The following is a 25266-nucleotide window of genomic DNA, read 5'->3' as shown; positions in this document are numbered from 1 at the left end:
GCACAACGCGAAACGGCGGATCACGCGTCCGCCGACATCCCTTACTTCTGCAACTCCGCCTGCAACTGGTTGCGCACCTTCGGGTCCAGCTTCTCTATGGCCTTGGTCAACTTCTCCGCGTTGCGCAAGGCCAGCGTCTGCTCCGGCGTCAGCGCCTTGGCCTGCTCGATCACCGGCGCCGGCGGCGGTTTGGCAAACACCGCCTGCGCGCCGACGACGATCAGCGCACTGAGAATGGCGATGCCGGCGGCCGCCCCCAGCAAGCGCAACTCGCGCGGCGTGATCGCCGGCGACTGCGTGGCGATCGGCCGCACCGGACCGGGCGGCGTCGGCACATAGCCGGGGGAGGCCGGCACCGCCGACGGCTCGTTGGTCGCATCCAGCACCGCCTTGCGCGCCACCTCCGGCACCGGCGGCAAGCCGCCGGCCTGCCGCGCATGCCGGGTCAACTCAAGCGAGGCCGCGTCGATCGCCGCGATATGCCGCCCGACCGCCTCCTCCAGCACCGCCTCGTTCAGCGCCACCAGCGCAAAAATCGGATCGTCGATGTCGATCTTGACGCCGGTTTTTTCAAACACCAGACTCCGCAGCTTTTGCTGATCCATGGCCGCTTACCACTCGACCTTGTCGAGCTGCTCGAACAAGTCGCGGAACACCACCTTGATGCGCTGCTTTTCCATCACGTTGAACTTGTCGCTTTCGCGCACCTCGTTGGCGGTCAGGCGCGCGGTGTTCATCTTCTTGATGTCGGCGCCGAAGGTGTCGGCGTTGCGCGCCGACAGCACGATGCGCCCGCGCACGCGCGACGAATTGTCGGCGTAGGTCTGCGACTCGGTGAACTGCTTGCCGGACGCCGACTGCAGCAGGCCGAAGTGCTCGTTTTCCCACAGCACCAGCGGCACCTTGGTGGCCTTGGCGGTCGAGACGAAGCCCATCGCCGTGTCGTGCAGGGTGTCGCCGCCGCCGACGATGGTGTGGATGTAAACCTTGCGGCCCGATTCCTCGAGCAGCGCGAAGCAATCGTTTTCAAGCAGATAGCCCATCAGCGGCGAGAAGGTGTTGGCGCCGTTGTCGATGACGCAGTTGCCTTCCTCTTCGAGGATGTCGATCATCAGCGCGTCGAAGCGCTTGGGGTCGATGGTGCGGCTGTCGGTCATCACCGGCACGTGCTTGACGTCCATCGCCTTGTAGCGTGAAAACGTGGCGTTCTCCTGGTCGGTGTCGTAGCAGCGCAGCGGCTGGCGCTGCTCTTCCATGTCGCCGGCCGCGTCCTTGCTGGCGAGCCATTGCGCGAGGATGGTCGAGACCAATGTCTTGCCGATGCCGCCTTTGCCCTGGAGAATAAAATGTACCGTGTTTTGCATCTAAATCACCCCTGAATCTGCTTGGAATAGGCGCGCCATCGCGCTCGAACGCATCGAGAGTAATTGTTTTGTGGCAGGAAGGCAACCATCACGGGCGTGATGGCGCCGTCGGGGAGATAGCGCGCGTTAGTCTATGAAGCGCAGCAGGCCCTGCAACGCGTGGATCACGGTCTGTTCGCGCACGGCCTTGCGGTCGCCGGTGAAGACCAGGCGCTCGGTGTGGACGGTGTCGGCGTTGGCCCAGCCGAAGCAGACGGTGCCGACCGGCTTGCCCGGCACGGCGCCGGTCGGGCCGGCGATGCCGGTGGTCGAGACGGCCAGATGGGCGTTGCTCGAGCCGAGGGCGCCGCTCGCCATCGCCGCCGCCACCTCCTCGGAGACGCTGCCCATCTGCGCGATCAGCGCGGCCGACACGTCCAGCAGCTCGGTCTTGGAGGCGTTGGAATAGGCGATGAAGCCGCAATCGAACCAGGCGGTCGAACCGGCGATCTCGGTGATGGCCTGGGCCACGCCGCCGCCGGTGCACGACTCGGCGGTGGCCAGGATCAGACCCTTGTCCTGTAGCGCCTTACCGACCTGCGCGGCCAGGTCGAGGATGGTGGTGGCATTATCGGATTTCATCTCGGTACTCATGTAACTCTCCTTCTGAAGCGGCGTTCGGGAGCCGGCTGGGATATCCCGCAGGGGTGTGCTGCCACTGTACCATGCAGATTACAATCGTTGCCAGCGATGCACTGCTGATTAACAGCAAACCTAACTTTGCATAAAAACATTAGACCGGCGATTTGAACTTGCGTACACTCAATAGCACTGGGTGGCGTGTTCTGTCCAAAACAACGCGGAAACGCGCGCCCGTCAAGCAAGCCGAAGTCGCTTGCGGGAAGAAAGCGGACTGATCCGGCCAGAACGCCGGTTCGATAGCCCACCGGAGGCGCATCCCATGATAAGCCAGACCGATATTTTTCACGCACGCATCTTGATCGTCGACGACCAGGTCGTCAACGTGGAGCTGCTGGAATTTCTGCTCAAGTCGACCGGCTATGAGGCCGTCACCTCCACCACCGACCCGCGCGTGGTGGCCGACTGGCACAGCCGACATCGATACGACCTTATCATCCTCGACTTGCAGATGCCCGGCATGGACGGCTTCGAGGTGATGGACGCGCTGCGGCCGTTGGAGGCCGATTCCTGGCTGCCGGTGCTGGTGGTGACGGCGCAGCCGGACCATAAACTCAAGGCGCTCGAATCGGGCGCGCGCGATTTCCTGAGCAAGCCGATCGACCCGGTCGAGGTGCTCACCCGCATCCGCAATATGCTCGAGGTGCGCCTGCTGCACCGCGAGGCGCGCAACTACAATACGCGCCTGGAGCAGACGGTGCGCGAGCGTACCCTCGAGCTGCAGCGCTTCCGCAGCGCCATGGACGCCACCGCCGACGCCATCTTCCTGCTCGACGCGGCCACCGCCGAACTGGTCGACGTCAACGACGGCGCCTGCCGCATGCTCGGCTACCCGCGCGACGAGATGCTGGGCCAGACCGCCAGCCGGCTGGGGCTGGGCACGCAGGCCTTGCTGCGTGCGCAGGCGCACCGGCTCGACGACTACGCCGCCGCCATCGGCCAGCCGCGCACGCCGGAGCTGGCCGAACTCGAATTGATGCGGCGCGACCTGGTCTCGGTGCCGGTGGAGATCTACTGGCAACTGCTGACGCGTCCGGGCCAGTCGAACATCATGCTGGGCGTGGCGCGCGACATCAGCGAGCGGCGCCACGCCGAGGAGCTGCTGCAGCACATGGCCCATTACGACAGCCTGACGGGCCTGCCCAACCGCACGCTGTTCTTCCAGACCCTGGCCGACGCGATCTCGCTGGCGCAGGAAAAATCGTGGCGCATCGTGGTGCTGTTCATCGCGCTGGACCGCTTCAAGAACATCAACGACTCGCTCGGCGCCGCGCTCGGCGACGAGCTGCTGCGCCAGTTCAGCAACCGGCTGGTGCAATGCGTGCGCCTGCGCGACACGGTCGGGCGCATGGGCGGCGACGAGTTCGCGCTGATCCTGTCGATGCCGCGCGACCAGCAGGACGCCGTCCACACGGCCAACGAGGTGAGGGAGGCGCTGCGCCTGCCGTTCGACTTGAACGGGCACCCGGCGGTGCTGAGCGCCAGCATCGGCATCGCCATGTACCCGGATGACGCCACCGATCCCGAAACGCTGCTCAAATACGCCGACACCGCGATGGAGCGCGCCAAGCAGGCGGGCCGCGACGGCTACCGCTTCTTCACCGCCGGCATGAACGTGCAGGTGCTGGCGCGGCTGGACATGGAGCTGGCGCTGCGCCGCGCGCTCGACAACGACGAACTGCTGCTGTACTACCAGCCCAAGGTGAACCTGCACACCGGCGCCATCGCCGGCGCCGAGGCGTTGCTGCGCTGGCAGCGGCCCGGTTTCGGGCTGGTGTTCCCGTCCGAGTTCGTGCCAGTGCTGGAGGATACGGGCCTGATCGTGCGCGTCGGCGCCTGGATCATCGACGCCGCCTGCAAGCAGATCGGCACCTGGCTGCGCAGCGGCGTCGGCGCCGTGCGCGTGGCCGTCAACGTCGCCAGCCGCCAGTTCATCGAGGGCGACCTGGAACAGGTGGTGCGTTCGGCGCTCGTGCGCCACGAGGTGCCGCCGGAGCTGCTGGAACTGGAGCTGACCGAGACCGCGCTGATGTCCAACGCCGAACGCACGATCATGGTGCTGACCAATCTGAAGGCGATCGGCATCAAGGTCGCGATCGACGATTTCGGCACCGGCTACTCGTCGCTGGCGTATCTGCAGCGCTTCCCGATCGACAAGCTCAAAATCGACATCGCCTTCGTGCGCGAGATCACCACCAATCCGAACGACGCCGCCATCGCCACGGCCATCATCAGCATGGCGCACAGCCTCAAGCTGCGCGTGATCGCCGAGGGCGTGGAGACGCGCGCGCAGCTCGAATATCTGCGGCGCAGCCGCTGCGACGAAATCCAGGGATATTTTTTCAGCCGTCCGGTGGCGCCTGCCGACATGGGGGTGCTGGTCGAATCGGGGCGCTGCCTGCCGGTCGATCCGGCCGCGCCCAACCAGCCGGCGCAAACGCTGCTCATCGTCGACGACAATCCGGATATATTATGGTCGCTCGACCAGCTGTTCCAGCGCGACGCCTACCAGATTTTGACGGCCGGATCGGCCACCGAGGCGTTCGAGCTGCTGGCGCTGCACCCGGTGCAGGTGATCCTGTGCGACCAGCGCCTGCCGGGCATGAACGGCACCGAGTTCCTCGGCCAGGTCAAGGACATGTACCCCGAGACGATACGCATCATCCTGTCCGGCTACATGGGGCTCGACGCGGTGCTCGACTCGGTCAACCGCGGCGCCATCTACCGCTTCTACACCAAGCCGTGGGACGACACCCAGCTGCGCGACAACATCCGGCTGGCGTTCCACCACTACTGGCTGATGCACGGCAGCGGGCGCAGGGTGGGGCAGCCGGACGAGGATGTGACCGCGCTTCAGGACGTGAAATGATCGAAGCCGCCAAGTTTGAGGTCTAGCGGCTGTCCTGCGGCGTCCACCAGGCGCAGGCCCGGTTGCGCCTCGATGCTGCCGACGCGCGTGACCGGCGTGGCCACGCTGCCGGCGGCCGCGATGACCGCCGCGCGCGCCGACGCCGGCGCGGTGAAGCACAACTCGTAATCGTCGCCGCCGGCGGCGGTGTACACGCGCCGCAGCTCTTGCGGGAAGGCCGTCAGCGCCTCGCCGGGCGGCAGCGCGTCCACATTCAAGGTCGCGCCGACGTTCGACATCGCCAGGATATGACCGAGATCGCCGACCAGGCCATCGGAGATATCGATGGCCGCGCGGGCGATGCCCTGTTCGGCCAGCACGGCGCCCAGTTCCACCCGCGGCACCGGCGTGTGCATGCGCACCGACGCCGTATGCAGGCTGGCCGCGTCCATCGATTGTTCCAGGCGGTAGCCGGCCAGCGCCAGGCGCGCGTCGCCCAATGTTCCCGACACCCAGATATCGTCACCCACTTGCGCGGCATTGCGGCGCAACGCCTGGCCGGGGCGCAGCTCGCCGAACACCGTGATGCAGATGGTCAGTGGACCTTTGGTGGTGTCACCGCCTATCAGCTCGATGTTGAAGGCGTCGGCCAGCGCGAACAGGCCTTGCGCGAAGCCGGCCAGCCACGCGCGGTCGGCCAGCGGCAGCGCCAGCGCCAAGGTGAAGCCCACCGGCCGCGCGCCCATCGCCGCCAGGTCGGACAGGTTGACGGCCAGGCTTTTGTGGCCGAGCCGATACGCGTCCTCGCCGGCGAAGAAGTGGCGGCCCTCGACCAGCATGTCGGACGAAATCGCCGTCTGCATGCCTGGGGTGGGGGTGAGCAGCGCGCAGTCGTCGCCGATGCCGAGCGTGGCCCGGCCCGGCTGCTGCGGGCGCTGGAAGTATTCCTTGATGAGGTCGAATTCGGAGAGCATGCCGTATTGTACCCAGCCGGCTGGCGAAGGGTACAAAAATGCGCACGACGAGGCCCGCATTGAGCCCCCAACGCTTCGATATACGAAAACGCAATGGGTTGCGTTAAAAGCATGATACCAGTTTCATAATTGACAAGGATAGACTTGAATTGCGCACACTATTGCGTGGACCCCGTTGGCACGGGCGTCAGGGACCTGTTGGACCCGAGCGGCGTTCCGGCCATAGCTGGAATGTGCTTTATATCGAGCCGACAGCATAAGAGGGCACCGCCCGATAATATTAGAGGAGACTAGCTGTGCGAAACGACCATAGAAAAACGATTTTGGCTCAAGCTTGTGCGCTGGCAATGGCAGCGCCATTTGCCGCGAATGCGCAAGAGGCCAACCCTGCCAGTGCGAGCGAGGACACGAACACCCCGGTCAGCGTTGTCATCAGCGGTCAGCGAGCGGCGTTGAAGTCGGCGCGCGATCTCAAGCGGGACGCCAATCAGATCGTCGACTCGATCCAGGCAACCGATATCGGAAAACTGCCGGACGTGAATGTTGTCGAGTCGCTGCAGCGGGTCGCCGGGGTTCAGATCCAGCGCCGCTATGGTGAGGGAGGCACGGACTACGACCATCGCACCGAGCCCGCGATGACGATCCGTGGCATTACACAGGTCCGCAACCTGATCGACGGACGAGACTTTTTTACGGCCAGCGGCGGTCGGGCGCCGGACCTGGAAGGGCTCCCCTCCGAACTCATGGCCGGCGTTGATGTCTATAAGAACGCAGCGTCCAACTTGATCGAAGGCGGTATCGGCGGCGTGGTCAACATCCGCACGCGGATGCCATTCGACTCGAAAGAAGACCTCAACGTTCTTACGCTCAAGTCCAACTACTACGATCGAGCTCGTAAATCTTCACCCTCGGTGTCGGGCCTTTTGAGCCGGCGGTTCAATACGGGCGTCGGCGGCATGGGCATCCTGGTGAATGCAACGGTCAGTGAGACCTACTACCGCCAGGATGCCGTTCTTCAACAGCAGCAGCACTGTCTTACCGCGACGGTTGGAAGATGTTCGAACGACCCGGCGCAAGCTCCCTCGGCGGCGAAGGTCGCGGCCTTCAATTCGATGCCTAACACGGGAGGCCTCTCCGAACTCTATGTGCCGACCTCGTTCGAAATGTACGCGGACTCGGGTAGCCGAAAGCGCGAGGGCCTGGCGCTCGCCTACCAATGGCAGGTGAACGACGACATCCTTTTCACGGCGCAGAATCTTTATTCGAAATATAGGTTTATTCGTCGCGGAGAATACATCTACGGCGACGACAAGAACAGCGACCCGCACGCGGCGGCGGGTTCCACCTGGACTTGGGCAGCCGATGGCAGCGCGACGAGCGGTATTTTGTCGCCGCAAATTTTCTCGGCCTCCCGCTTTGACCAGGATGTTCGCAATCGCACCAACTTATCCGCCGTGAACCTTAAGTGGCGCATCTCGGACAAGCTCAGGTCGAAGACCGACTTCGCTTACCAACGCGCCAACTATGACGCTGAGCGCAATGGCGACTCCGTCAAGCTTTACGACAACGAAAGCAGAAGCGTTGCTAACATCCCCAATCTGAATCTGGCCTTCGACGTGCGCGGCAAGATCCCCGCCTTTTCAATCATCGATCCAGCCAACCCAAGCGCCCCCTACGCGCGTTTTGGCGATCCGAAGAATTGGTACTATGAGTGGCTTGCCAATGGGTTCGACCGCCATGAGCTGAAAATGTCGGCGCTGAGCCAGGATTTCGACTACCACCTGAGTAATGGCTTCTTTTCCAAGCTGCACGCCGGCATACGCCTGGCCGATACCAAGGTGCACTTGCGGGGTAACTGGAAGAATACCGGCGTCTGTAACGATACGGGCACCAATCCTAGCTGGGGGGCATGCCCGCTGATTCCAGTGGCGCAACATCCGAATCTCGCCTACGTTGGGCCCCCAAGCAACTTCATGAAGCCGGGCGTTGGTTTCCCCGTTGCGGTGTTCCCCGAGTACGCCGATCCCAACTCGAGCGTTTACGATCGAACCGTCAAGACTTACGCGCAGCTATTCGACGGAAAGCCAAATTCTTATACGTTCGATACGTCGTTTGCTCCCGGGGATATCAACGAGCAACGCGAAAAGACGCGGTCCCTTTTCCTGACAGGGGACTTTAGTACAGCCGTATTCGGTTACGAACTCGATGGCACCGCCGGTGTCCGAGCTGTAAGGACCGATCAGACTTCCATAGGCTTTATCCAGGAAAGCACCGGGGCGCGCCAGGCGACTCTCAAGAATAGCTACTCGAATATTCTCCCTAGCCTCAACACACGCCTGCACGTGAACGACGATTTGCAGCTCCGCTTCGGCTATAGCAAGACGATGACGCGGCCAAACTTTAGCGATATGGCCGCCCATGTCCAGCTGAATCCGAACATCCCCTCGCAGTACAACGCCAACGGACGCCCGACCGGCAGTTCCGGTAATCCCTTCCTGCAGCCAATGACTGCGACTGCGTATGATTTGACGTCGGAATACTATTGGGGGCCGTCCAATCTGGCGTTCCTTGGTGTATTCAAGAAGGATATCAAGGGTTACCTGGCCGGCGGCATCGAGCCGATGAATTTCGGTGGAGTTATCTACGATGTTGGAACCAGCATCAATCTGGGTAAGGGTTCGGTCAAAGGCATTGAAGCCGGCTTTACTCAATTCTTCGATTTCCTTCCGGGCCCGTTCAGTGGATTGGGCGTACAGGCCAACTATACCTATGTGGACTCGAAAGTTGAGATCAAACCCGGGTCTCTCGCTCCCTTGCCGAAGTTGTCCAAGAATAGCTATAACTTGATCGCCCTCTATGAATTGGGAGCTATACAGGCCCGTGTGGCGTACAACTGGCGTTCCGCTTACCTGGACCAAATCAATGGTAGCGGGGTTTTTGGTGCTAACCAATATGCAGCGCCCTATTCGTCTATCGATGCTTCGGTGAGCTACCAAATTAACAAGGTCTTCACGCTTTCGGCGGACGCCGTTAATTTGAACAACTCCATGTACCGTACGTATGTCGAGCGGCCCTCGGGCGGGCTGTTGTGGCAACTTAACGACCGCCGGTATAGCGTGTCGCTGAAAGCCAGCTTCTAGCATCTCGCGGGGTTCCCCACGCAAGGCTGACATGAGCGAACGCGCCGCGCGTCTTTCCGCGGCGCGTACTTCCAGTCTGGTGAGGGTCACCAGGAATGAAGTATTGCAACCAAAGGATTCCAACCATGATCTCCCGCTCACTGCGGATTTTTTCGTTACCGGTTTTAATGGGATTGTGTTCCCTGCAAAGCGGTGCGCATGCCGGAAACAACGAGGAAAAGCCGGAGTATGTGTCCGCCGTTGTCAACGTCGACCGGCGGCATGCGGGTCCTCCCTTCGAAGGATGGGGAACCGCACTGGCCTGGTTTGCCCATGTGTCAGGGAGATTCGCCGAGCCACATCGTACGCAATTGGCCGATTTGCTCTATGGACGGGACGGTCTTGCACTTAATATTGCGCGGTACAACATTGGCGGCGGCAATGCGCCCGAGACGCCCGCGTATTTGCGCCTCGGCGGAGATGTCCCTGGATTCTGGCGCAAGCCGGGTGAGCGATCCGGGACCGACGGGTGGAATCCGGACTCCGAAGATGCCTGGGAATGGTCTGCGGATATGGGGCAGCGCTGGTGGCTTGATGCAATAAAAGCCCGCGTGGCACCGCAAGAATTGATACTCGAGGCGTTTTCAAACTCCCCGCCATATTTCATGACGCGCAGCGGTAAAGTTTCCGGTAACGTCAATGCGTTGGACGACAACCTTCTTCCAGGCTTTGAAACCAAATTTTCGAAGTATTTGGCGCGGGTAACAGCGGAGCTTGAGCGGCGCCATGGTGTTCGTTTTAGGACATTGTCTCCGGTCAATGAGCCCAATACGCCCTATTGGTTTTCCACCAACACACAGGAAGGCGCGCATTGGTCGCCGGAAGCGCAGTCGCGAATTTTTATTGCGCTGGCTCGGGTGTTGAACGAATACGGCATGCAGACAGAAATAGCCGGGCCGGACGAAACCAATCCCCAGACTTTTTTTGTCGATTGGGCTGGTTTGTCAGCCGATGCGAAAGCCGTCATCCGGCAAATCAACGTCCATACCTACGAATGGATCGGAAAAAGTGGGGTGAGGGATATTGCGGAAGTTTCTGGAAAACGGTTGTGGATGTCGGAAGCCGATCTATCGCCCAGCAATGTGCGCGAAGACGTCAACGACATGCGTCCAGCCATCGCGCTGGCCCAGCAGATAATCACCGACATCAACAGCATGAACCCCAGCGCTTGGGTTCTATGGCAAGCCATAGAAAACAGGTCTTCCTCCGATCCCAAGAACAGCTCTAACTGGGGATTAATCAAGGCCGACTTTTCGAATCTGGAGCGACCGGAATATCAGGTAACGAAGAAATTCTGGGCGTTTGCGAATTTCACCAAATTCATCAGGCAAGGATATCGGTTCTTGAAATCTGACAACCCGGATGTGTTAGTTGCTGAAAATCCCAAGACGAACGAAGTGGCGATCGTGATGGTCAATCCAGGTATAGTTTCGCGCAGGCTGGACATCCGGCTGCCAGACGCAAAACGCGGCAAATTGACATGCAAAACTTTTATTACGCAGGCAAAAGATGACCTCACGACTTTGGAACCTGCGCCATGCGCCGCCAGGTTGTCCGTGTTTTCCCGCCCCATGTCGGTGGTGACTGTCGTTGCGACGCCCCAAAAATAAGGTGTTTCCTCCGATCCTCGTAGCGACGCTTGAGCGATCACCGGGCTTCACCCGGCAAAACGATTGATAATTTCAATCGAAATAACTATTTCGATAGCAAATTAGGATGATCTGGCAAAAATGATTATATTGAAGCTATTGATAGCCTAAAGCCGCTAAAAACGCCGAAAATTCGGTCAATTGCCCCCGGGAACGATAAGTTCTGCCAATAACCGTTATCACCGTTGGTGAAAATACCTACTTAAATGAAAGAATTGGTCTGATAAAATCGTAGGCTTTCCGACCGCACAAACAGGAAGGCAGCACAGCATGGATTCGTCATCTGAGAAAAAAGAAGAAATTCGTCAACAATTGCGCGTCGCAGCGCTCGAGTACCACGAGTTCCCGACCCCAGGCAAAATCAGCGTTACGCCGACCAAGCAACTGACCAACCAGCGCGATCTGGCCCTGGCCTACTCCCCGGGTGTGGCCGCCCCGTGCGAAGAAATCGTCATCGACCCGGCCGCCGCCTATAAATACACCGCGCGCGGCAACCTGGTGGCCGTTATCACCAACGGCACCGCCGTGCTGGGCCTGGGAAACATCGGCCCGCTGGCCGCCAAGCCTGTCATGGAAGGCAAGGGCGTGCTGTTCAAGAAGTTCGCCGGCATCGACGTCTTCGACATCGAGATCAACGAGCTCGATCCGGACAAGCTGGTCGACATCATCGCCTCGCTCGAGCCGACCTTCGGCGGCGTCAACCTGGAAGACATCAAGGCGCCCGAGTGCTTCTACATCGAGCGCCAGCTGCGCGAGCGCATGAAGATCCCGGTCTTCCACGACGACCAGCACGGCACCGCCATCATCGTCGGCGCGGCCATCATGAACGGCATCCAGTACGTCGGCAAGGACATCAAGAATTGTAAACTGGTGGTCTCCGGCGCCGGCGCGGCCGCGCTGGCCTGCCTGGACCTGATCGTCGACCTCGGCTTCCCGCTGGAAAACATCTACGTCACCGACCTGGCCGGCGTGGTCTACAAGGGCCGCACCGAGCTGATGGACCCGGACAAGGAACGCTTCGCGCGCGACACGTCGGCCCGCACCCTGGCCGAAGTGATCCCCGACGCCGACATCTTCCTCGGCCTGTCGGCCGGCGGCGTGCTCAAACAGGACATGGTCAAGGCCATGGCCTCGAACCCGCTGATCCTGGCGCTGGCCAACCCGAATCCGGAGATCCTGCCGGACGACGTCAAGGCCGTGCGCGGCGACGCCATCATCTGCACCGGCCGCTCGGACTATCCGAACCAGGTCAACAACGTGCTGTGCTTCCCCTACATCTTCCGCGGCGCCCTCGATTGCGGCGCCACCACCATCACGCGCGAGATGGAGATCGCCGTGGTCCACGCGATCGCCGAACTGGCGCACGCCGAGCAGTCCGACATCGTCGCCACCACCTACGGCTTCACCAACCTGTCGTTCGGCCCGGAATACCTGATCCCGATGCCGTTCGATCCGCGCCTGTTGATCAAGATCGCGCCGGCCGTGGCCAAGGCGGCCGAGGAGTCGGGCGTCGCGACGCGTCCGATCAAGGACCTGCAAGCGTACGCCGACAGCCTGCAGCAATTCGTCTACCGCAGCGGCACCTTCATGAAGCCGTTGTTCCAGGTGGCCAAGAAGACCGAGATGGACCTTAAGCGCATCGTCTACGCCGAAGGCGAAGAGGAGCGCGTGCTGCGCGCGGTGCAGGTCATCGTCGACGAGAAGCTGGCGCGCCCGATCCTGGTCGGCCGTCCGGCCGTGCTGGAGACGCGCATCGCCAAGTTCGGCCTGCGCCTGAAGCACGGCGTCGATTTCGACGTCATCAACCCGGACCACGACGACCGCTATCGCGACTACTGGCAGACCTACTACGACATGACCAGCCGCAAAGGCGTGACGCAGGAATACGCCAAGCTGGAAATGCGCCGCCGCCACACCCTGATCGGCGCCATGATGATCAAGAAGGGCGACGCCGACGGCATGATCTGCGGCACCTTCGGCACCACCCAGCTGCACCTGCACTACATCGACCAGGTGCTGGGCAAGCGCGAAGGCGCCTGCGTCTACGCGGCGATGAACGTGTTGATCATGCCGGAGCGCCAGCTGGTCATGGTCGACACCCACGTCAACGAGAACCCGACGGCCAACGAGCTGGCGGCCATCACCGTCATGGCGGCCGAGGAGATGCGTCGTTTCGGCCTGTCGCCGCGCGCCGCGCTGCTGTCGCACTCGAACTTCGGCTCGTCCAACAGCGAGTCGGCGCAGAAGATGCGCGCCGCGCTGGCGCTGGTCAAGAAGCTCGATCCGACCCTGGAGATCGACGGCGAGATGCACGGCGACACCGCGCTCGACTCGAAACTGCGCCACGCCATCATGCCGGAATCGACCCTGACCGGCGACGCCAACCTGCTGGTGGCGCCGAACATGGACTCGGCCAACATCGCCTACAACCTGGTCAAGACGGCGGCCGGCAACGGCATCGCGGTCGGCCCGATCCTGCTCGGCTGCGCCCAGGCGGTGCACATCCTGACCCCGTCGGCGACGGTGCGCCGCATCGTCAACATGACCGCGCTGTGCGTGGTCGACTCGGTGGCCCAGCGCAAGGTCTAACCCGCGCTGCGCGCCAAGCCGGCCGCGTTCCCCTCGGGGTGCGGCCGGTTTTTTTATTGTGCGGAGTCTGTAACTAGATGTAATTTATGTAATGTTCGCTTCCCCCGCGAGCCGCGGGATGTGACGACCCTGTTACAATAACCGACTATTTTTACTTAGATTTTTTGCCACATACTATGACGACAACAAAAAAAGCTCTGATCACAGGCATCACCGGTCAAGATGGCGCCTATCTGGCCGAACTGCTGCTGGAAAAAGGCTATCAGGTCACCGGCACCTATCGTCGCACCAGCTCGGTGAACTTCTGGCGCATCGAAGAGCTCGGCATCCAGTCGCATCCGAACCTGAACCTGGTCGAATACGACCTGACCGACCTGGCCTCGAGCATCCGCCTGATGCAGACGGTGCAGCCGGACGAGGTGTACAACCTGGCCGCCCAGAGTTTCGTCGGCGTATCGTTCGACCAGCCGCTGACCACCGCCGAGATCACCGGCGTCGGCCCGGTCCACCTGCTCGAGGCGATCCGCATCGTCAATCCGAAGATCCGCTTCTATCAGGCGTCGACCTCGGAAATGTTCGGCAAGGTGCAGGCCGTGCCGCAAAAAGAAGACACCCCGTTCTATCCGCGCAGCCCGTACGGCGTGGCCAAGCTGTACGCGCACTGGATGACGGTGAACTACCGCGAGTCGTATGGCATCTTCGGCTCGTCGGGCATCCTGTTCAACCACGAGTCGCCGCTGCGCGGGCGTGAATTCGTCACCCGCAAGATCACCGATTCGGTCGCCAAGATCCATCTGGGCCAGCTCGACGTGCTCGAGCTGGGCAACATGGACGCCAAGCGCGATTGGGGCTACGCCAAGGAGTACGTCGAAGGCATGTGGCGCATCCTGCAGGCCGACGAGCCGGACACCTATGTGCTGGCCACCAACCGCACCGAGACCGTGCGCGACTTCGTCAGCATGGCGTTCAAGGCGATCGACGTGGCCATCGAGTGGAGCGGCGCGGCCGACAACGAGATCGGCACCTGCAAAAAGACCGGCAAGGTGCTGGTGCGCGTCAATCCGAAGTTCTACCGTCCGGCCGAAGTCGAGCTGCTGATCGGCGACCCGGCCAAGGCCACCGAAAAACTGGGCTGGACGCCCAAGACCACGCTCGAAGAGCTGTGCCAGATGATGGTCGACGCCGACCTGCGCCGCAACAAAGCCGGCTTCTCCTTCTAAGGCGGACGCGGTGACGGCGGCGTTGGAGGGCAGCGAGGGCACGGGCAAGCGGGCGTTGATCACCGGCCTGTCCGGCTTCACCGGCTGGTACGTCGAGCAGGAGCTGCGCGCGGCCGGCTATCAAGTCTTCGGCACCGTTTCCCCGGACGGCGCGCCGGCCGAGGGGCGCTACCCGATCGACCTGAACGACCGCGCCGGCCTGGCCGCCGTGGTGCAAGAGGTGCGGCCGGACGTGGTGGCGCACCTGGCCGCCATCGCCTTCGTCGGCCACGGCGACGTCGAACAAATCTACCGCGTCAACGTCGCGGGCACCCGCAATTTGCTCGAGGCGCTGGCCGGCCTGGATAAAAAACCGTCGGCCGTGCTGCTGGCGTCGAGCGCCAACATCTACGGCAACACCGACGTCGGCGTGATCGGCGAGGACGTCCCGGCGGCGCCGGCCAACGATTACGCCGTCAGCAAGCTGGCGATGGAATACATGGCGCGCCTGTGGCAGGACAAGCTGCCGCTGATTGTGGCGCGGCCGTTCAATTACACCGGCGTGGGCCAGCACGAGAACTTCCTGCTGCCGAAAATCGTCTCGCACTTCCGCCGCAAGGCCGCCGACATCGAGCTGGGCAACCTGCACGTGTGGCGCGACTTCTCCGACGTGCGCATGGTGGCGCGCAGCTACCGCCGCCTGCTGGCCGCGCCGGCCGCCGCCGGCCAGGCGTTCAACATCTGCTCGGGCCACGCTTATTCGCTCGGCGAGGCGCTCGACATGATGGCCGACATCGCCGGCTACAAGATCAACGTCCACGTCAACCCCGCCTTCGTGCGCGCCAACGAAGTGGTGCGGCTGGTGGGCGACAACAGCCGCCTGGCCGCCGTCACAGGTCCGGTCGCCACCGTGCCGCTGGCCGACACGCTGCGCTGGATGTACCAGGCTTGAGCGCCGTGGGCGCCACGCCCCGGCTGCGCGTCGGCCTGTCCACCACCACCGTCGAACCGGTGCTCACCGGCGGCCGCCTGGACGGCATCGGCGTCTACAGCCGCGCCTTGCTCGAGCACCTGCCCGGCGCCGGCTGCGAGGTGCTGCCGTTCAGCTTTGCCCCGCCCGGCGACGCCGGCCGCCTGACGGTGGGCCGCGCGCTGCCGCTGTCGTTTCCGCTGGCGACCCTGGGCGATCTGATCCTGCCGGCCGGCGTGCACCTGCACGCGAGCCGCGTGATGGGCAAGGACGCGCCGCCGCTGGACCTGTTCCACGCCACCGACTACCGCATCGTGCGCATGGATTGCCCGGTCGTGGCGACCCTGCACGACGCGCTGCCGATCTCCCATCCCGAGTGGTGCAGCCCGAAGATGCGGCGCCTGAAGAACTGGCTGCAGGCCAGGGCCGCCCGCAAGGCGCGGCATGTGATCACCGGCTCGCGCTATTCGATCCGCGAACTGGTCGAGTGCTTCGGCGTCGACGAGCGCCGCATCAGCGTGGTGCACCACGGCGTCGGCGCCGAATGGTTCGACGCCCCGGCGGCCGAAGCGCGCGACGCGACGCTGGCGCAGTATCGGCTGCAGGCCGGCTACTTCCTGTTCGTCGGCACGCTGCAGCCGCGTAAAAACATCGCGCGCCTGCTGGAGGCCTATCTGGCGCTGCCGCCGGTGCTGCGTTCGGCGCGCCAGCTGGTCATCGTCGGCGCGCCGGGCTGGCGCAGCGAGGAGCTGGTCAACCGCGTCAAGGCGGCGCGGCAGCGCGGCGAGAACGTCGTCTGGCTCGACAAGCTGACCGACCATGGCCAGTTGCGCCACCTGTACGCGGGCGCCGGCGCCTTCGTCTTCCCGTCGCTGTACGAGGGTTTCGGCCTGCCGGTGGTCGAGGCCTTCGCCAGCGGGATTCCGGTGGCCACCTCCAATGCCACCTCGATGCCGGAAGTGGCGCAGGGCGCCGCGCTCGAATTCGATCCGCTGTCGGTGCCGGAGATGACCGCCGCCATGACGTCCATCGCGCGCGACGACGCGCTGCGCCAGCGCCTGGTCGCCGCCGGCCGGCGCCGCGCGCTCGAACTGACCTGGGACGAGGCTGCCCGCCGCACCGCCGCCGTGTATCATGGCGTCCTGTCACACTAACGCCACATAACCCCGGCTGCGCCGAGCAGCCCGACCACCAGCCATGCGCGTCCTTCATTTCTACAAGACCTACTACCCCGACACCTGGGGCGGAATCGAGCAAGTCATCCGCCAGATGTGCGTGGGGACCGGCCGCCTCGGCGTGACCAACGAAGTGCTGACCCTGACCCGCGACAGCGGCCCGGCGCAGATCGAGTTCGAGGGCCATACGGTGCACCGCGTGCGCATGGACTTCGAGATCGCCTCGACCGGCTTTTCGTTCGCGGCGATCCGCGCGCTGGCGCGCCTGGCGCGCAAGGCCGACGTGATCCACTACCACTTTCCGTGGCCGTTCATGGACATCGCCCACTTCATGGCGCGCATCGACAAGCCGAGCGTGGTGACCTATCACTCGGACATCGTGCGCCAGAAGAACCTGCTGCGCGTCTACGGCCCGCTCAAGCGCCGCTTCCTGCGCAGCGTCGACGCCGTCATCGCCACCTCGCCCAACTACCTGGCCTCGTCGCCGGTGCTCAAGCGTTTCGAACACAAGACCCGCACCATCACCTACGGCCTCGATAAGAGCATCTATCCGCAGCCGTCGGCGGCGGTGATGGACAAGTGGCGCGAGCGCTGCGGCGGGCGCTTCTTCCTGTTCGTCGGCGTGCTGCGCTACTACAAGGGCCTGCACATCCTGCTCGACGCCATGGCCAACATCGATTATCCGGTGGTGATCGTCGGCGCCGGGCCCATCGAGCAGGAACTCAAGGAGCACGCCGCCCGCCTGGGGCTGACCCACGTGACCTTCGTCGGCGCGGTGGAGGAGGAGGACAAGATCGCGCTGCTGCGGCTGTGCTACGCGATGGTGTTCCCGTCGCACCTGCGCTCGGAGGCGTTCGGCATCTCGCTGCTGGAGGGCGCGATGTTCGGCAAGCCGATGATCTCGAGCGAGATCGGCACCGGCACCACCTACATCAACATCGACAACGAGACCGGGCTGGTGGTGCCGCCCAACGATCCGCAGGCCTTCAGCGGCGCCATGCGCCTGCTGTGGGAGCAGCCGGAGCGCGCCGCCGAGATGGGCCGCCGCGCCGAGGCGCGCTACTGGGAGCTGTTCACCGCCGAGCGCATGGCCGAGAACTACCACGCGCTGTACCGCGAGTTGTCGGCGCGCCACGGCGGCAAGCGCGCGGCCCCGCGCGACCGCGCTGTTTGATCTGGCACAAATCTTTCGGGGAGGCCGGCGGCTATCATGGTCACCGAACTCCGCGCCCCGCCGACGGTCCTCATTGATGGCGCTACCAAGATGGTGCCACCCCCTGTGCGACGCAACGACGTCTGCCGGGCGGGAGTTCACCACGTTGTCCTTGTCTCCAAGCCACCAGCCGCCGACGGCGCCCCAAGCCGCCCACTCCGCAAGCAGGTAGAATACCGCCATCGCCCCAATCTGACGGAGAACCGCGTGCGCTGCCTGGTCATCGAAGATGAAGTAGAAACCTCGAACTACATCTGCAAGGGCCTGCGCGAAGCGGGCTATCTGGTCACCGCCTGCGCGACCGGTCCGGACGGACTCGATCACGCCACCGGCGAGCAGTGGGACCTGATCATCCTCGACCGCATGCTGCCGGGCCGCATCGACGGCCTGTCCATCGTCGACAAGCTGCGCGCGCTGGGCAAGCAGACCCCCGTCATCATCGTCAGCGCGCTGACCACCATCGACGCCCGCGTGACGGGCCTGCGCGGCGGCGCCGACGACTACCTGTCCAAGCCCTTCGCCTTCTCCGAGCTGCTGGCGCGCGTCGAGGCGCTGCTGCGGCGCAGCGCCCCCGGCGCCGACAGCACCCAGCTGCAGGTGGCCGACCTGACCCTGGACCTGCGCACCATGCGCGTCACGCGCGGCCCCAGGGTCATCACCCTGCAGCCGCGCGAGTACCGGCTGCTCGAGTACCTGATGCGCAACGAGAACCAGGTCGTCACGCGCACCATGCTGCTCGAATCGGTGTGGGACTACCACTTCGACCCGCAGACCAATGTGATCGACGTCCAGATCAGCCGCCTGCGCGCCAAGGTGGACAAGGATTTCCCCGTCATGCTGATCCACACCTTGCGCGGCGTCGGCTACCGCATGGGCGCCGGCGCGGCCGGCGACACGGGGCAGGCGCTTGACTGATTCGTCTTCCTCGGCCCCCACGGCCCCCTTGTCCAGCCGGTCCGGCGGGTTGCCGGCCAAGCGGCCTTTCGGCCCGCTCGGGCGGGCCTCGATCGCCGCCAAGCTGGCGCTGGGCTACGGCCTGCTGGGCACCTTTTCGATCGTGGTGGTGTCGGCGGTGTTCTACACCGGCACCATCGGTGTGCTCGACGATAACCTCGACGGCAAGATCGTCATGCAGTCGGAGCGCCTGCTCGAACACGCCGGCTTCCCCGGCCACGGCTCGCTGGTGGAGGAGGTGCGGCGCCAACTGGCCGACGGCATCGACACCGACCGCGAGATATTCCAGCTGCTCGGCGGCGACGGCCTTCCCGCCGCCGGCAATCTCGACGCGGTGCCGCCCGGCGCCGCCACCGGACCGGGGCGGCGTGCGGCGGCCATGCTCACCACCGTCGTCCAGCGCCACGGCCATGACCGGCCGGCACGCCTGTACCTGCGGCCGATGGCCGACGGCGGCCTGCTGATCGTCGGGCGCGACCTGAGCGAGCAGTACGCGGTGCGCGAGGTGATCTGGCGCGCGCTGCTGGCCGGCGCCGGCGTCTCGCTGCTGCTGACGGTGGGCGGCGCGCTGCTGTTCCGCCGTGGCATAGAGGGGCGGCTGGGCGAGATCCGCCGCACCGCCGCCCAGATCGAGGCGGGCAACCTCAGTCACCGCATTCCCGTCTCCGGCGGCGACGAGTTCGCGCTGCTCAACCGCGATATCAACCGCATGCTCGACCGCATCGAGCTGCTGATGGAGGGCATCCGCCACGTCTCCAACGCCATCGCCCACGACCTGCGCACGCCGCTCAGCCGCATCCGCGGGCGGCTCGACGACGCGCTGCGCCACGAGATGACGGTGCCGCGCCTGTCCGGCGCCGCCCACGACGCCATCGACGACATCGACGATCTGATACGCCTGTTCGAGCGCCTGCTGCAGATCGCCGAGGCCGAATCGGGCATGCGCGCGCGCCTGTTCGAGCGGCTCGACCTGGGGCGGGTGGTGGCCGACATCGGCGAGATGTACGAGGCCATCGCCGAGGATGGCGGCATCGCGCTGACGGTCGACGCGCCGGCCTCGCTGTACGTCGACGGCGACCGCAACCTGCTGGCCAGCGCCGTCGCCAGCCTGCTCGACAACGCCATCAAGTACGCCGGGCCGGGCGCCGCCATCCGCGTGCGGGCCGGCCTGCACCACGGCCAGGCGTCGATCGCCATCCACGACAACGGCCCCGGCATCCCGGAGGCGGAACGCGGCAACGTGACGCAGCGCTTTTATCGCCTCGACAAAAGCCGCCATTTGCCCGGCAACGGCCTGGGATTGTCCATCGTCAGCGCCACCGCCACCTCGCACGGCGGCTCGCTGGCGCTGGAGGATGGCGCGCCCGGACTGGTCGCGCGCATCCTGCTGCCGCTGGCGCCGGGGTGACGGCGAGGGGGCGCGGCGCCAAGCTATCCTACCCGTAATGTGGCCGCAAGCTTGCGGAGAGGCGTGCGCTCCTATCATGGATACACGATCACTCGACTCTCCAAGACCATGCATGATTTAAGCGACATCGCCCACTGGCTGCAACACCACCCGATCCACCACGACTCGCTGGTGCACAGCACCCTGCCCGATCCGACCTTCGTCACGCGCGGCGAGACGGTGGTCTCCTTCAGCACCAACAATTATCTGGCGCTGGCCAACCATCCGCGCCTGGTGGCGGCGGCCAAACAGGGCCTGGACCGCTACGGCGTCGGCAACTGCGAATCGCGCCTGCTGGGCGGCGACCTGGAAGTCTACCGCGAGCTGGAACGGCGCCTCGGGGCGCTCAAGCACAAGGGCGACGCCGTGCTGTTCGTGACCGGCTACATGACCAACATCGGCGTGCTGTCGTCGATCGTCAAGGCGGCCACGCTGGCGCGGCTGCACGGCTTCCGCACCAAGAAGCGCCACAAGTACGCCTACTACTCGGACGAGTTCAATCACATCAGCATCCGCGAAGGCATCCAGATGTCGGGCGCGCTGCGCTACAACTACCGCCACTGCGACATGAACCACCTGGAGGCGCTGCTGAAGTCCGGCGCCGAGGAGGGCACCACGCCGCTGATCGTCAGCGACGGCGTGTTCAGCATGGAGGGCACGATCGCGCCGCTGCCGGACCTGGTGGCGCTGGCCGAGCGCTATGGCGCGCTGCTGTACATCGACGACGCCCACGCCACCGGCATCCTGGGCGCCAACGGCGGCGGCACCTCCGAACATTTCAACTGCTACAGCGAGAACATCATGCAGATGGGGACCTTGAGCAAGGCGCTCGGTTCGATCGGCGGCTTCGTCGCCGTCGAGCCCGACGTCGCCGACGTGATCCGCCTGACCAGTTCCGCCTACGGCTTCACCTGTCCGCCGCCGCCGGACCAGGCGGCCGCGCTGCTGGCGGCCCTGGATTTACTGGAGGAGGAGCCGCAGCGCCGCCAGCGCCTGTGGGACAACCAGCGCTATTTCATCGAAAAGATGGCGCCGCTGGGCTACACCATCATCTCGACGCAGACGCCGATCCTGCCGGTCTTGATCGGCGACGCCGAGACCTGCCAGCGCTACGCCATCGAACTGCGGCGCGAGGGCATCCACGTCGACGCGATCCAGTTCCCGGCCGCGCCGGTGGGCCAGGCGCGCCTGCGTTTCATGATGAACGCCGGCCATACCCGCGCGCAGATCGACCACGTGGTCGGCGTGATGGCGCGCATGGCGGGACGCGAGTTGCGCCTGGTGGCCTGAGGCCTACCACTCAATGCTCTGCCCAGCGCTCCTTGACCTCAAGGAGCGCGGGCATCTGTTTCAGGAACAGGTCGACCAGCTCCGGCTGGAAATGCTTGCCGCGCTGCTGCAGCAAATGCTCGGCCGCCTTCTCCACCGGCCAGGCCTCCTTGTAGGGCCGCGCCGACGTCAGCGCGTCGAACACGTCGGCGATGGCGACAATGCGCCCCACCAGCGGAATCCGTTCGCCGGCAAGGCCGTTCGGATAGCCGCTGCCATCCCATTTTTCGTGGTGCGTGACCGCCAGCTGGTGCGCCATCGCCAGCATGCCGTGCGCGTGCTTGCCGATGATTTCGCCGCCGATCGCGGCGTGCGATTGCATGATCTTCCATTCGTCCGCGTCCAGCGGCCCCGGTTTGCGCAGGATGCTGTCGGGGATGCCGATCTTGCCGACGTCGTGCATCGGGGCCGCGTGCAGCAGGTCGTCCGCCTCGGCCTCGCCCATGCCCAGCGCCAGGCCGAGGATGCGCGAATAGTGGCTCATGCGGATCACGTGGCGGCCGGTCTCGTTGTCCTTGTATTCGGCGGCCAGGCCGAGGCGCTGGACGATCTCCAGGCGCGTGCGTTTGAGTTCGTCCACGCGCACCAGCGACAGGTGGGTGCGCACGCGCGCGCGCACGATCGCCGGGTTGACCGGCTTGGTGATGTAGTCGACGGCGCCGGCGTCGAAGCCGACCAGTTCATCGTCGCCCTCGGTCAGCGCGGTGACGAAAATGACCGGGATGTCGGCGGTGGCGCCGCCGGCCTTGAGCGCGCGGCAGACGTCGTAGCCCGTCATCCCCGGCATCATCACGTCCAGCAGGATCAGTTGCGGCAGCTCCTGGCGCGCCAGCTCCAGCGCGCGCGCGCCGTCCTTGGCGTACAGCAGGCGGTAATGGTCCTGCAGGATGTGGCGCAGCAGTTGCAGGTTGTTCGGTTCGTCGTCGACCGCGAGGATCAACGGCATGTTCGGTTGGTGCGTCGTTATCATTGATTTTCCTCCGCCAGGCTTTCAAGCATGGCTTCCAGTGTCGCGTGCGCGAGCGGTAAGTCGAAGTCGTTCAGGGCGTTCTCGATGGCGGCCAGCTGCCGGGTCAGCGCGGCCGGCGCGCCGGCGCCGTCGATGCCGGCCGCCAGCGCCGCCAGCGCGGCGTCGTTCAATTCCCCGCGCTTGAGCGCCGGCAGCAGCAGGGCGGCCTTGGCGCGCACCAGCGCGGCGTCGTAGGCGGCCGGCGGCGTTGCGTCCACCGTTGGCGGCGGCCGTGGCGCGGACCAACCCGCGCCCGCGCCGGCGTGCCTGCCGGTCTGGTCGCCGGCCGCCTCCAGCGGCAGCCTGACGTGGAAGGTGGCGCCCTGGCCCGGCGCGCTCTCGGCCCAGATCCGTCCGCCCATCAGGGTGACCAGCTGGCGGCTGATGGTGGTGCCCAGCCCGGTGCCGCCGAAGCGCCGCGTCATCGAGGCGTCGGCCTGGGTGAACTGGTCGAAGATCGCCTGCAGCCGTTCCGGCGCGATGCCGATGCCGGTGTCCCGCACTTCGATGCGCAGGCAACCGTCGTCGCGGCGCGCGCGCAGCGTGACCGTGCCGGCCTCGGTGAACTTGATGGCGTTGTCGACCAGGTTGCCGATGACCTGGCGCATGCGCAACTGGTCGCCGCGCAGCCACGCCGGCAGCGCGGTGTCGTAATCGACCTCGATGCGCAATCCCTTGTTGCGGGCGTTGCCGCCGAAGGTGGACGCCAGTTCGTCGATCAGCTCCGCCAGGTTGTAGTCGGCGTTCTCCAGTTCCACCGCGCCCTTGTCCAGCTTGGCCGTGTCGAGCACGCCGTTGAGCAGGCGCAGCAGCGAGCGGCCGGCCTTGTGCACGGTGCCCAGCTGGTGGCGCTGGCTGGCGTCGAGATCGGTGTCGAGCAGCACCTTGGTGAAGCCGAGGATGGCGTTGAGCGGGGTGCGGATCTCGTGGCTCATGTTGGCGACGAAGCTGGCGCGCGCCGCCGCCGCCCGTTCGGCGATCTCCTTGGCCTCGCGCAGTTCCTGCTCCATCTGATGGCGTTCGGTGATGTCGAGGATCACACCGTCGATCCAGACGATGTCCGGCCGGTCCTCGTCGCGCGTGACGGCGCCGTTTTCCCACACCCAGCGGGTGCCGCCGCCGGCGTGGACGATGCGGTATTCGATCTTGTAGGGGGCCAGCGCGGCGATGCTGCGCCCGATCTCCGCCGCCACACCGGCGCGGTCCTCGGGCATGATCAGCGAGCTCAGTTTGCGGGTGCGGCCGGCGCCGGTGAAATCGCTGGCGGGGTGGCCCGTCAGGCGCTCGATGCCGTCGCTGATGAACAGCGGTGGCGCGTCGAACTCCATGCTGCTGCGGAAGGAGATGCCGGGGATGTTGCCGACCAGGGAGCGCAATTGCAGTTCGCTGTCGCGCAGGGCCTGCGTGATGGCGCGCCGCTCGGTGATGTCGGTGATGAACAGCACGAACAGATCGCGCTCGGCCAGCGCCGCGTGGCCGACCGCCAGCCGGATCGGCACGATGGAGCCGTCCTTGCGCACGCCCAGCACCTCGCGGCCCTTGGTGGTGAGCGTGGCGGCGTCCTCGCCCAGGTATTTGAGCAGGCCCTCGCGTTCGGCGCGCTCCTGGTCGGCCATCAGCAGGCGGATATCGCGGCCGACGATCTGGCCGCGCGTCCAGCCGAAGATGCGCTCGGCCGAGATGTTGAATTCGTGGATGGTGCCGGCGCGGTCGATGGTGATGACGCCGTCGATGGTGGTGGTGAGCAGCGCGCGCATCCAGCTTTCGCTTTCGCTTTTCTGGCGGAACAGTTCGCGGTAGCGCAGCAGGCCGTTGGCCGACATGATGAAGATGGTGATGGCGACGGTGATCAGGCCGATCGCCAGCGCCAGGAAGGTGGCGCGTTGTTCCGGCACGGCGCCGGCCGGCAGTTGGCCGACGAAGCGCGCCGCCGCCATGCCGGTGTAGTGCATGCCGGCGATGGCGCAGCCCATCACGCTGGCGCTGATCAGATCGAGCACGTGGCGGTGCAGCCGGCCGCGCAGGGTGCGCAGGCCGAAGCGGATCCAGATCGCCAGGGTGGCCAGCACCACCGCCACAATGATCGACATCGCGAACATCGCCGGATCGTAACGCAGGGCGAGGTCCATTCGCATCGCCGCCATGCCGGTGTAGTGCATGGCGCCGATGCCGGCGCCCACCAGCAGGCCGCCGCTCAGCAAGGTGGCGGTGGTCAGGTGGCGGCGGCTGATGATCGCCAGCGCGACGCCGGAGGCGCCCAGGCTGGGCAGCACCGACAACAAGGTGGTGCCGGGATCGTAGTCGACCACGGTGCACAGGTTAAAGGCGAGCATACCGATGAAGTGCATGGCCCAGACACCGCAGCCCAGCGCCAGGCTGCCGCTGCCAAGCATGACGATGCGCAGGCCGCGCCCCCGGCTGGTGCTGGCGTGTGCCAGGCCGATTACTTGCAAAGCCATCCATGATGAAAAGATGGCAACCAGGATGGAGAGCGCGACCAGCGAGGGGGTGTAGGTGCCGTAATTGATCAGCGATGGATCGGCCGGCGGCGAGAACAGTTGCGGCAAAGAGTTGATAGTCATGAGATAGCTGGTGCTGCATGGTTACTGCAGAACCGCGACCATATCATATAAAAAACCGCCCGTAGGCGGTTTTTGGGGAACTGTTGTTTCGCGCCTTGCGGCCGGCG

Annotated in this window: 17 protein-coding genes; 11 read left to right on the top strand and 6 right to left on the bottom strand. The window is 64.7% G+C overall.

What is annotated here, in order from left to right:
• Positions 1-41: 41 nt before the first annotated feature.
• The 3 genes from AC07P1_RS28900 to AC07P1_RS28890 all read right to left on the bottom strand — a co-directional run bounded on the left by AC07P1_RS28900 (position 42) and on the right by AC07P1_RS28890 (position 1997).
• Positions 42-605, bottom strand: a complete 564-nt coding sequence (locus AC07P1_RS28900) for a hypothetical protein (protein WP_494699074.1) — start codon at positions 603-605, stop codon at positions 42-44.
• Between the two features lie 6 nt (positions 606-611).
• Positions 612-1364: a P-loop NTPase family protein gene (locus tag AC07P1_RS28895; protein WP_330918898.1), complete on the bottom strand. Its 753-nt coding sequence runs from the start codon at positions 1362-1364 to the stop codon at positions 612-614.
• Between the two features lie 126 nt (positions 1365-1490).
• Positions 1491-1997, bottom strand: coding sequence for a CinA family protein (locus AC07P1_RS28890; protein WP_494699073.1), 507 nt, complete (start codon positions 1995-1997; stop codon positions 1491-1493).
• A 307-nt stretch (positions 1998-2304) separates the two neighbouring features.
• Between AC07P1_RS28890 and AC07P1_RS28885 the strand changes: the two genes are divergently transcribed.
• Positions 2305-4911 carry an EAL domain-containing protein gene (locus AC07P1_RS28885; RefSeq protein ID WP_494699072.1) on the top strand — a complete coding sequence of 869 codons (2607 nt, stop codon included), beginning with the start codon at positions 2305-2307 and terminating at the stop codon, positions 4909-4911.
• Here the strand turns inward: AC07P1_RS28885 and thiL are convergent.
• Positions 4896-5864, bottom strand: a complete 969-nt coding sequence (gene thiL / locus AC07P1_RS28880) for a thiamine-phosphate kinase (protein WP_494699071.1) — start codon at positions 5862-5864, stop codon at positions 4896-4898. The two genes, AC07P1_RS28885 and thiL, sit on opposite strands and share 16 nt — an antisense overlap.
• 296 nt (positions 5865-6160) lie before the next feature.
• On the opposite strand from thiL, the gene AC07P1_RS28875 reads away from it, so the two are divergent.
• From AC07P1_RS28875 to AC07P1_RS28830, 10 genes are all read left to right on the top strand, one after another.
• Positions 6161-9004 carry a TonB-dependent receptor gene (locus AC07P1_RS28875; protein WP_494699070.1) on the top strand — a complete coding sequence of 948 codons (2844 nt, stop codon included), beginning with the start codon at positions 6161-6163 and terminating at the stop codon, positions 9002-9004.
• Between the two features lie 125 nt (positions 9005-9129).
• A complete protein-coding gene (locus AC07P1_RS28870) occupies positions 9130-10653 on the top strand; it encodes a glycoside hydrolase (RefSeq protein ID WP_494699069.1) in 1524 nt (507 codons plus the stop codon).
• Between the two features lie 309 nt (positions 10654-10962).
• On the top strand, positions 10963-13281 hold the full coding sequence (locus AC07P1_RS28865) for an NADP-dependent malic enzyme (RefSeq protein WP_494699068.1): 2319 nt from the start codon (positions 10963-10965) through the stop codon (positions 13279-13281).
• 176 nt (positions 13282-13457) lie between these two features.
• Positions 13458-14501, top strand: a complete 1044-nt coding sequence (gmd, locus tag AC07P1_RS28860) for a GDP-mannose 4,6-dehydratase (RefSeq protein ID WP_494699067.1) — start codon at positions 13458-13460, stop codon at positions 14499-14501.
• A 10-nt stretch (positions 14502-14511) separates the two neighbouring features.
• A complete protein-coding gene (locus AC07P1_RS28855) occupies positions 14512-15432 on the top strand; it encodes a GDP-mannose 4,6-dehydratase (RefSeq protein ID WP_494699066.1) in 921 nt (306 codons plus the stop codon).
• 5 nt (positions 15433-15437) lie between these two features.
• Positions 15438-16604 carry a glycosyltransferase family 4 protein gene (locus tag AC07P1_RS28850; RefSeq protein WP_494699091.1) on the top strand — a complete coding sequence of 389 codons (1167 nt, stop codon included), beginning with the start codon at positions 15438-15440 and terminating at the stop codon, positions 16602-16604.
• Positions 16605-16647: 43 nt separating this feature from the next.
• On the top strand, positions 16648-17799 hold the full coding sequence (locus AC07P1_RS28845; RefSeq protein ID WP_494699065.1) for a glycosyltransferase family 4 protein: 1152 nt from the start codon (positions 16648-16650) through the stop codon (positions 17797-17799).
• A 246-nt stretch (positions 17800-18045) separates the two neighbouring features.
• The gene (locus AC07P1_RS28840) at positions 18046-18753 is read left to right on the top strand and encodes a winged helix-turn-helix domain-containing protein (protein ID WP_494699090.1); all 708 of its coding nucleotides are present in this window, start codon (positions 18046-18048) and stop codon (positions 18751-18753) included.
• Positions 18746-20200: a sensor histidine kinase gene (locus AC07P1_RS28835; protein ID WP_494699064.1), complete on the top strand. Its 1455-nt coding sequence runs from the start codon at positions 18746-18748 to the stop codon at positions 20198-20200. Before AC07P1_RS28840 ends, AC07P1_RS28835 begins: the two co-directional genes overlap by 8 nt.
• A gap of 108 nt (positions 20201-20308) precedes the next feature.
• A complete protein-coding gene (locus AC07P1_RS28830; protein WP_494699063.1) occupies positions 20309-21529 on the top strand; it encodes an aminotransferase class I/II-fold pyridoxal phosphate-dependent enzyme in 1221 nt (406 codons plus the stop codon).
• A 10-nt stretch (positions 21530-21539) separates the two neighbouring features.
• On the opposite strand, the gene AC07P1_RS28825 is transcribed toward AC07P1_RS28830, so the two are convergent.
• Entirely contained in the window at positions 21540-22538 is a 999-nt protein-coding gene (locus AC07P1_RS28825; protein ID WP_494699062.1) for a response regulator, read from the bottom strand.
• A complete protein-coding gene (locus tag AC07P1_RS28820) occupies positions 22535-25159 on the bottom strand; it encodes a sensor histidine kinase (RefSeq protein WP_494699061.1) in 2625 nt (874 codons plus the stop codon). The genes AC07P1_RS28825 and AC07P1_RS28820 overlap by 4 nt, the downstream gene beginning before the upstream one ends.
• Positions 25160-25266: the final 107 nt, after the last annotated feature.

This window comes from Duganella sp. GW821-FHT07F09 (assembly GCF_059418705.1).
Note: the sequence above shows the minus strand (reverse complement) of the source record. Positions and strands in the feature narration are given on the sequence as shown.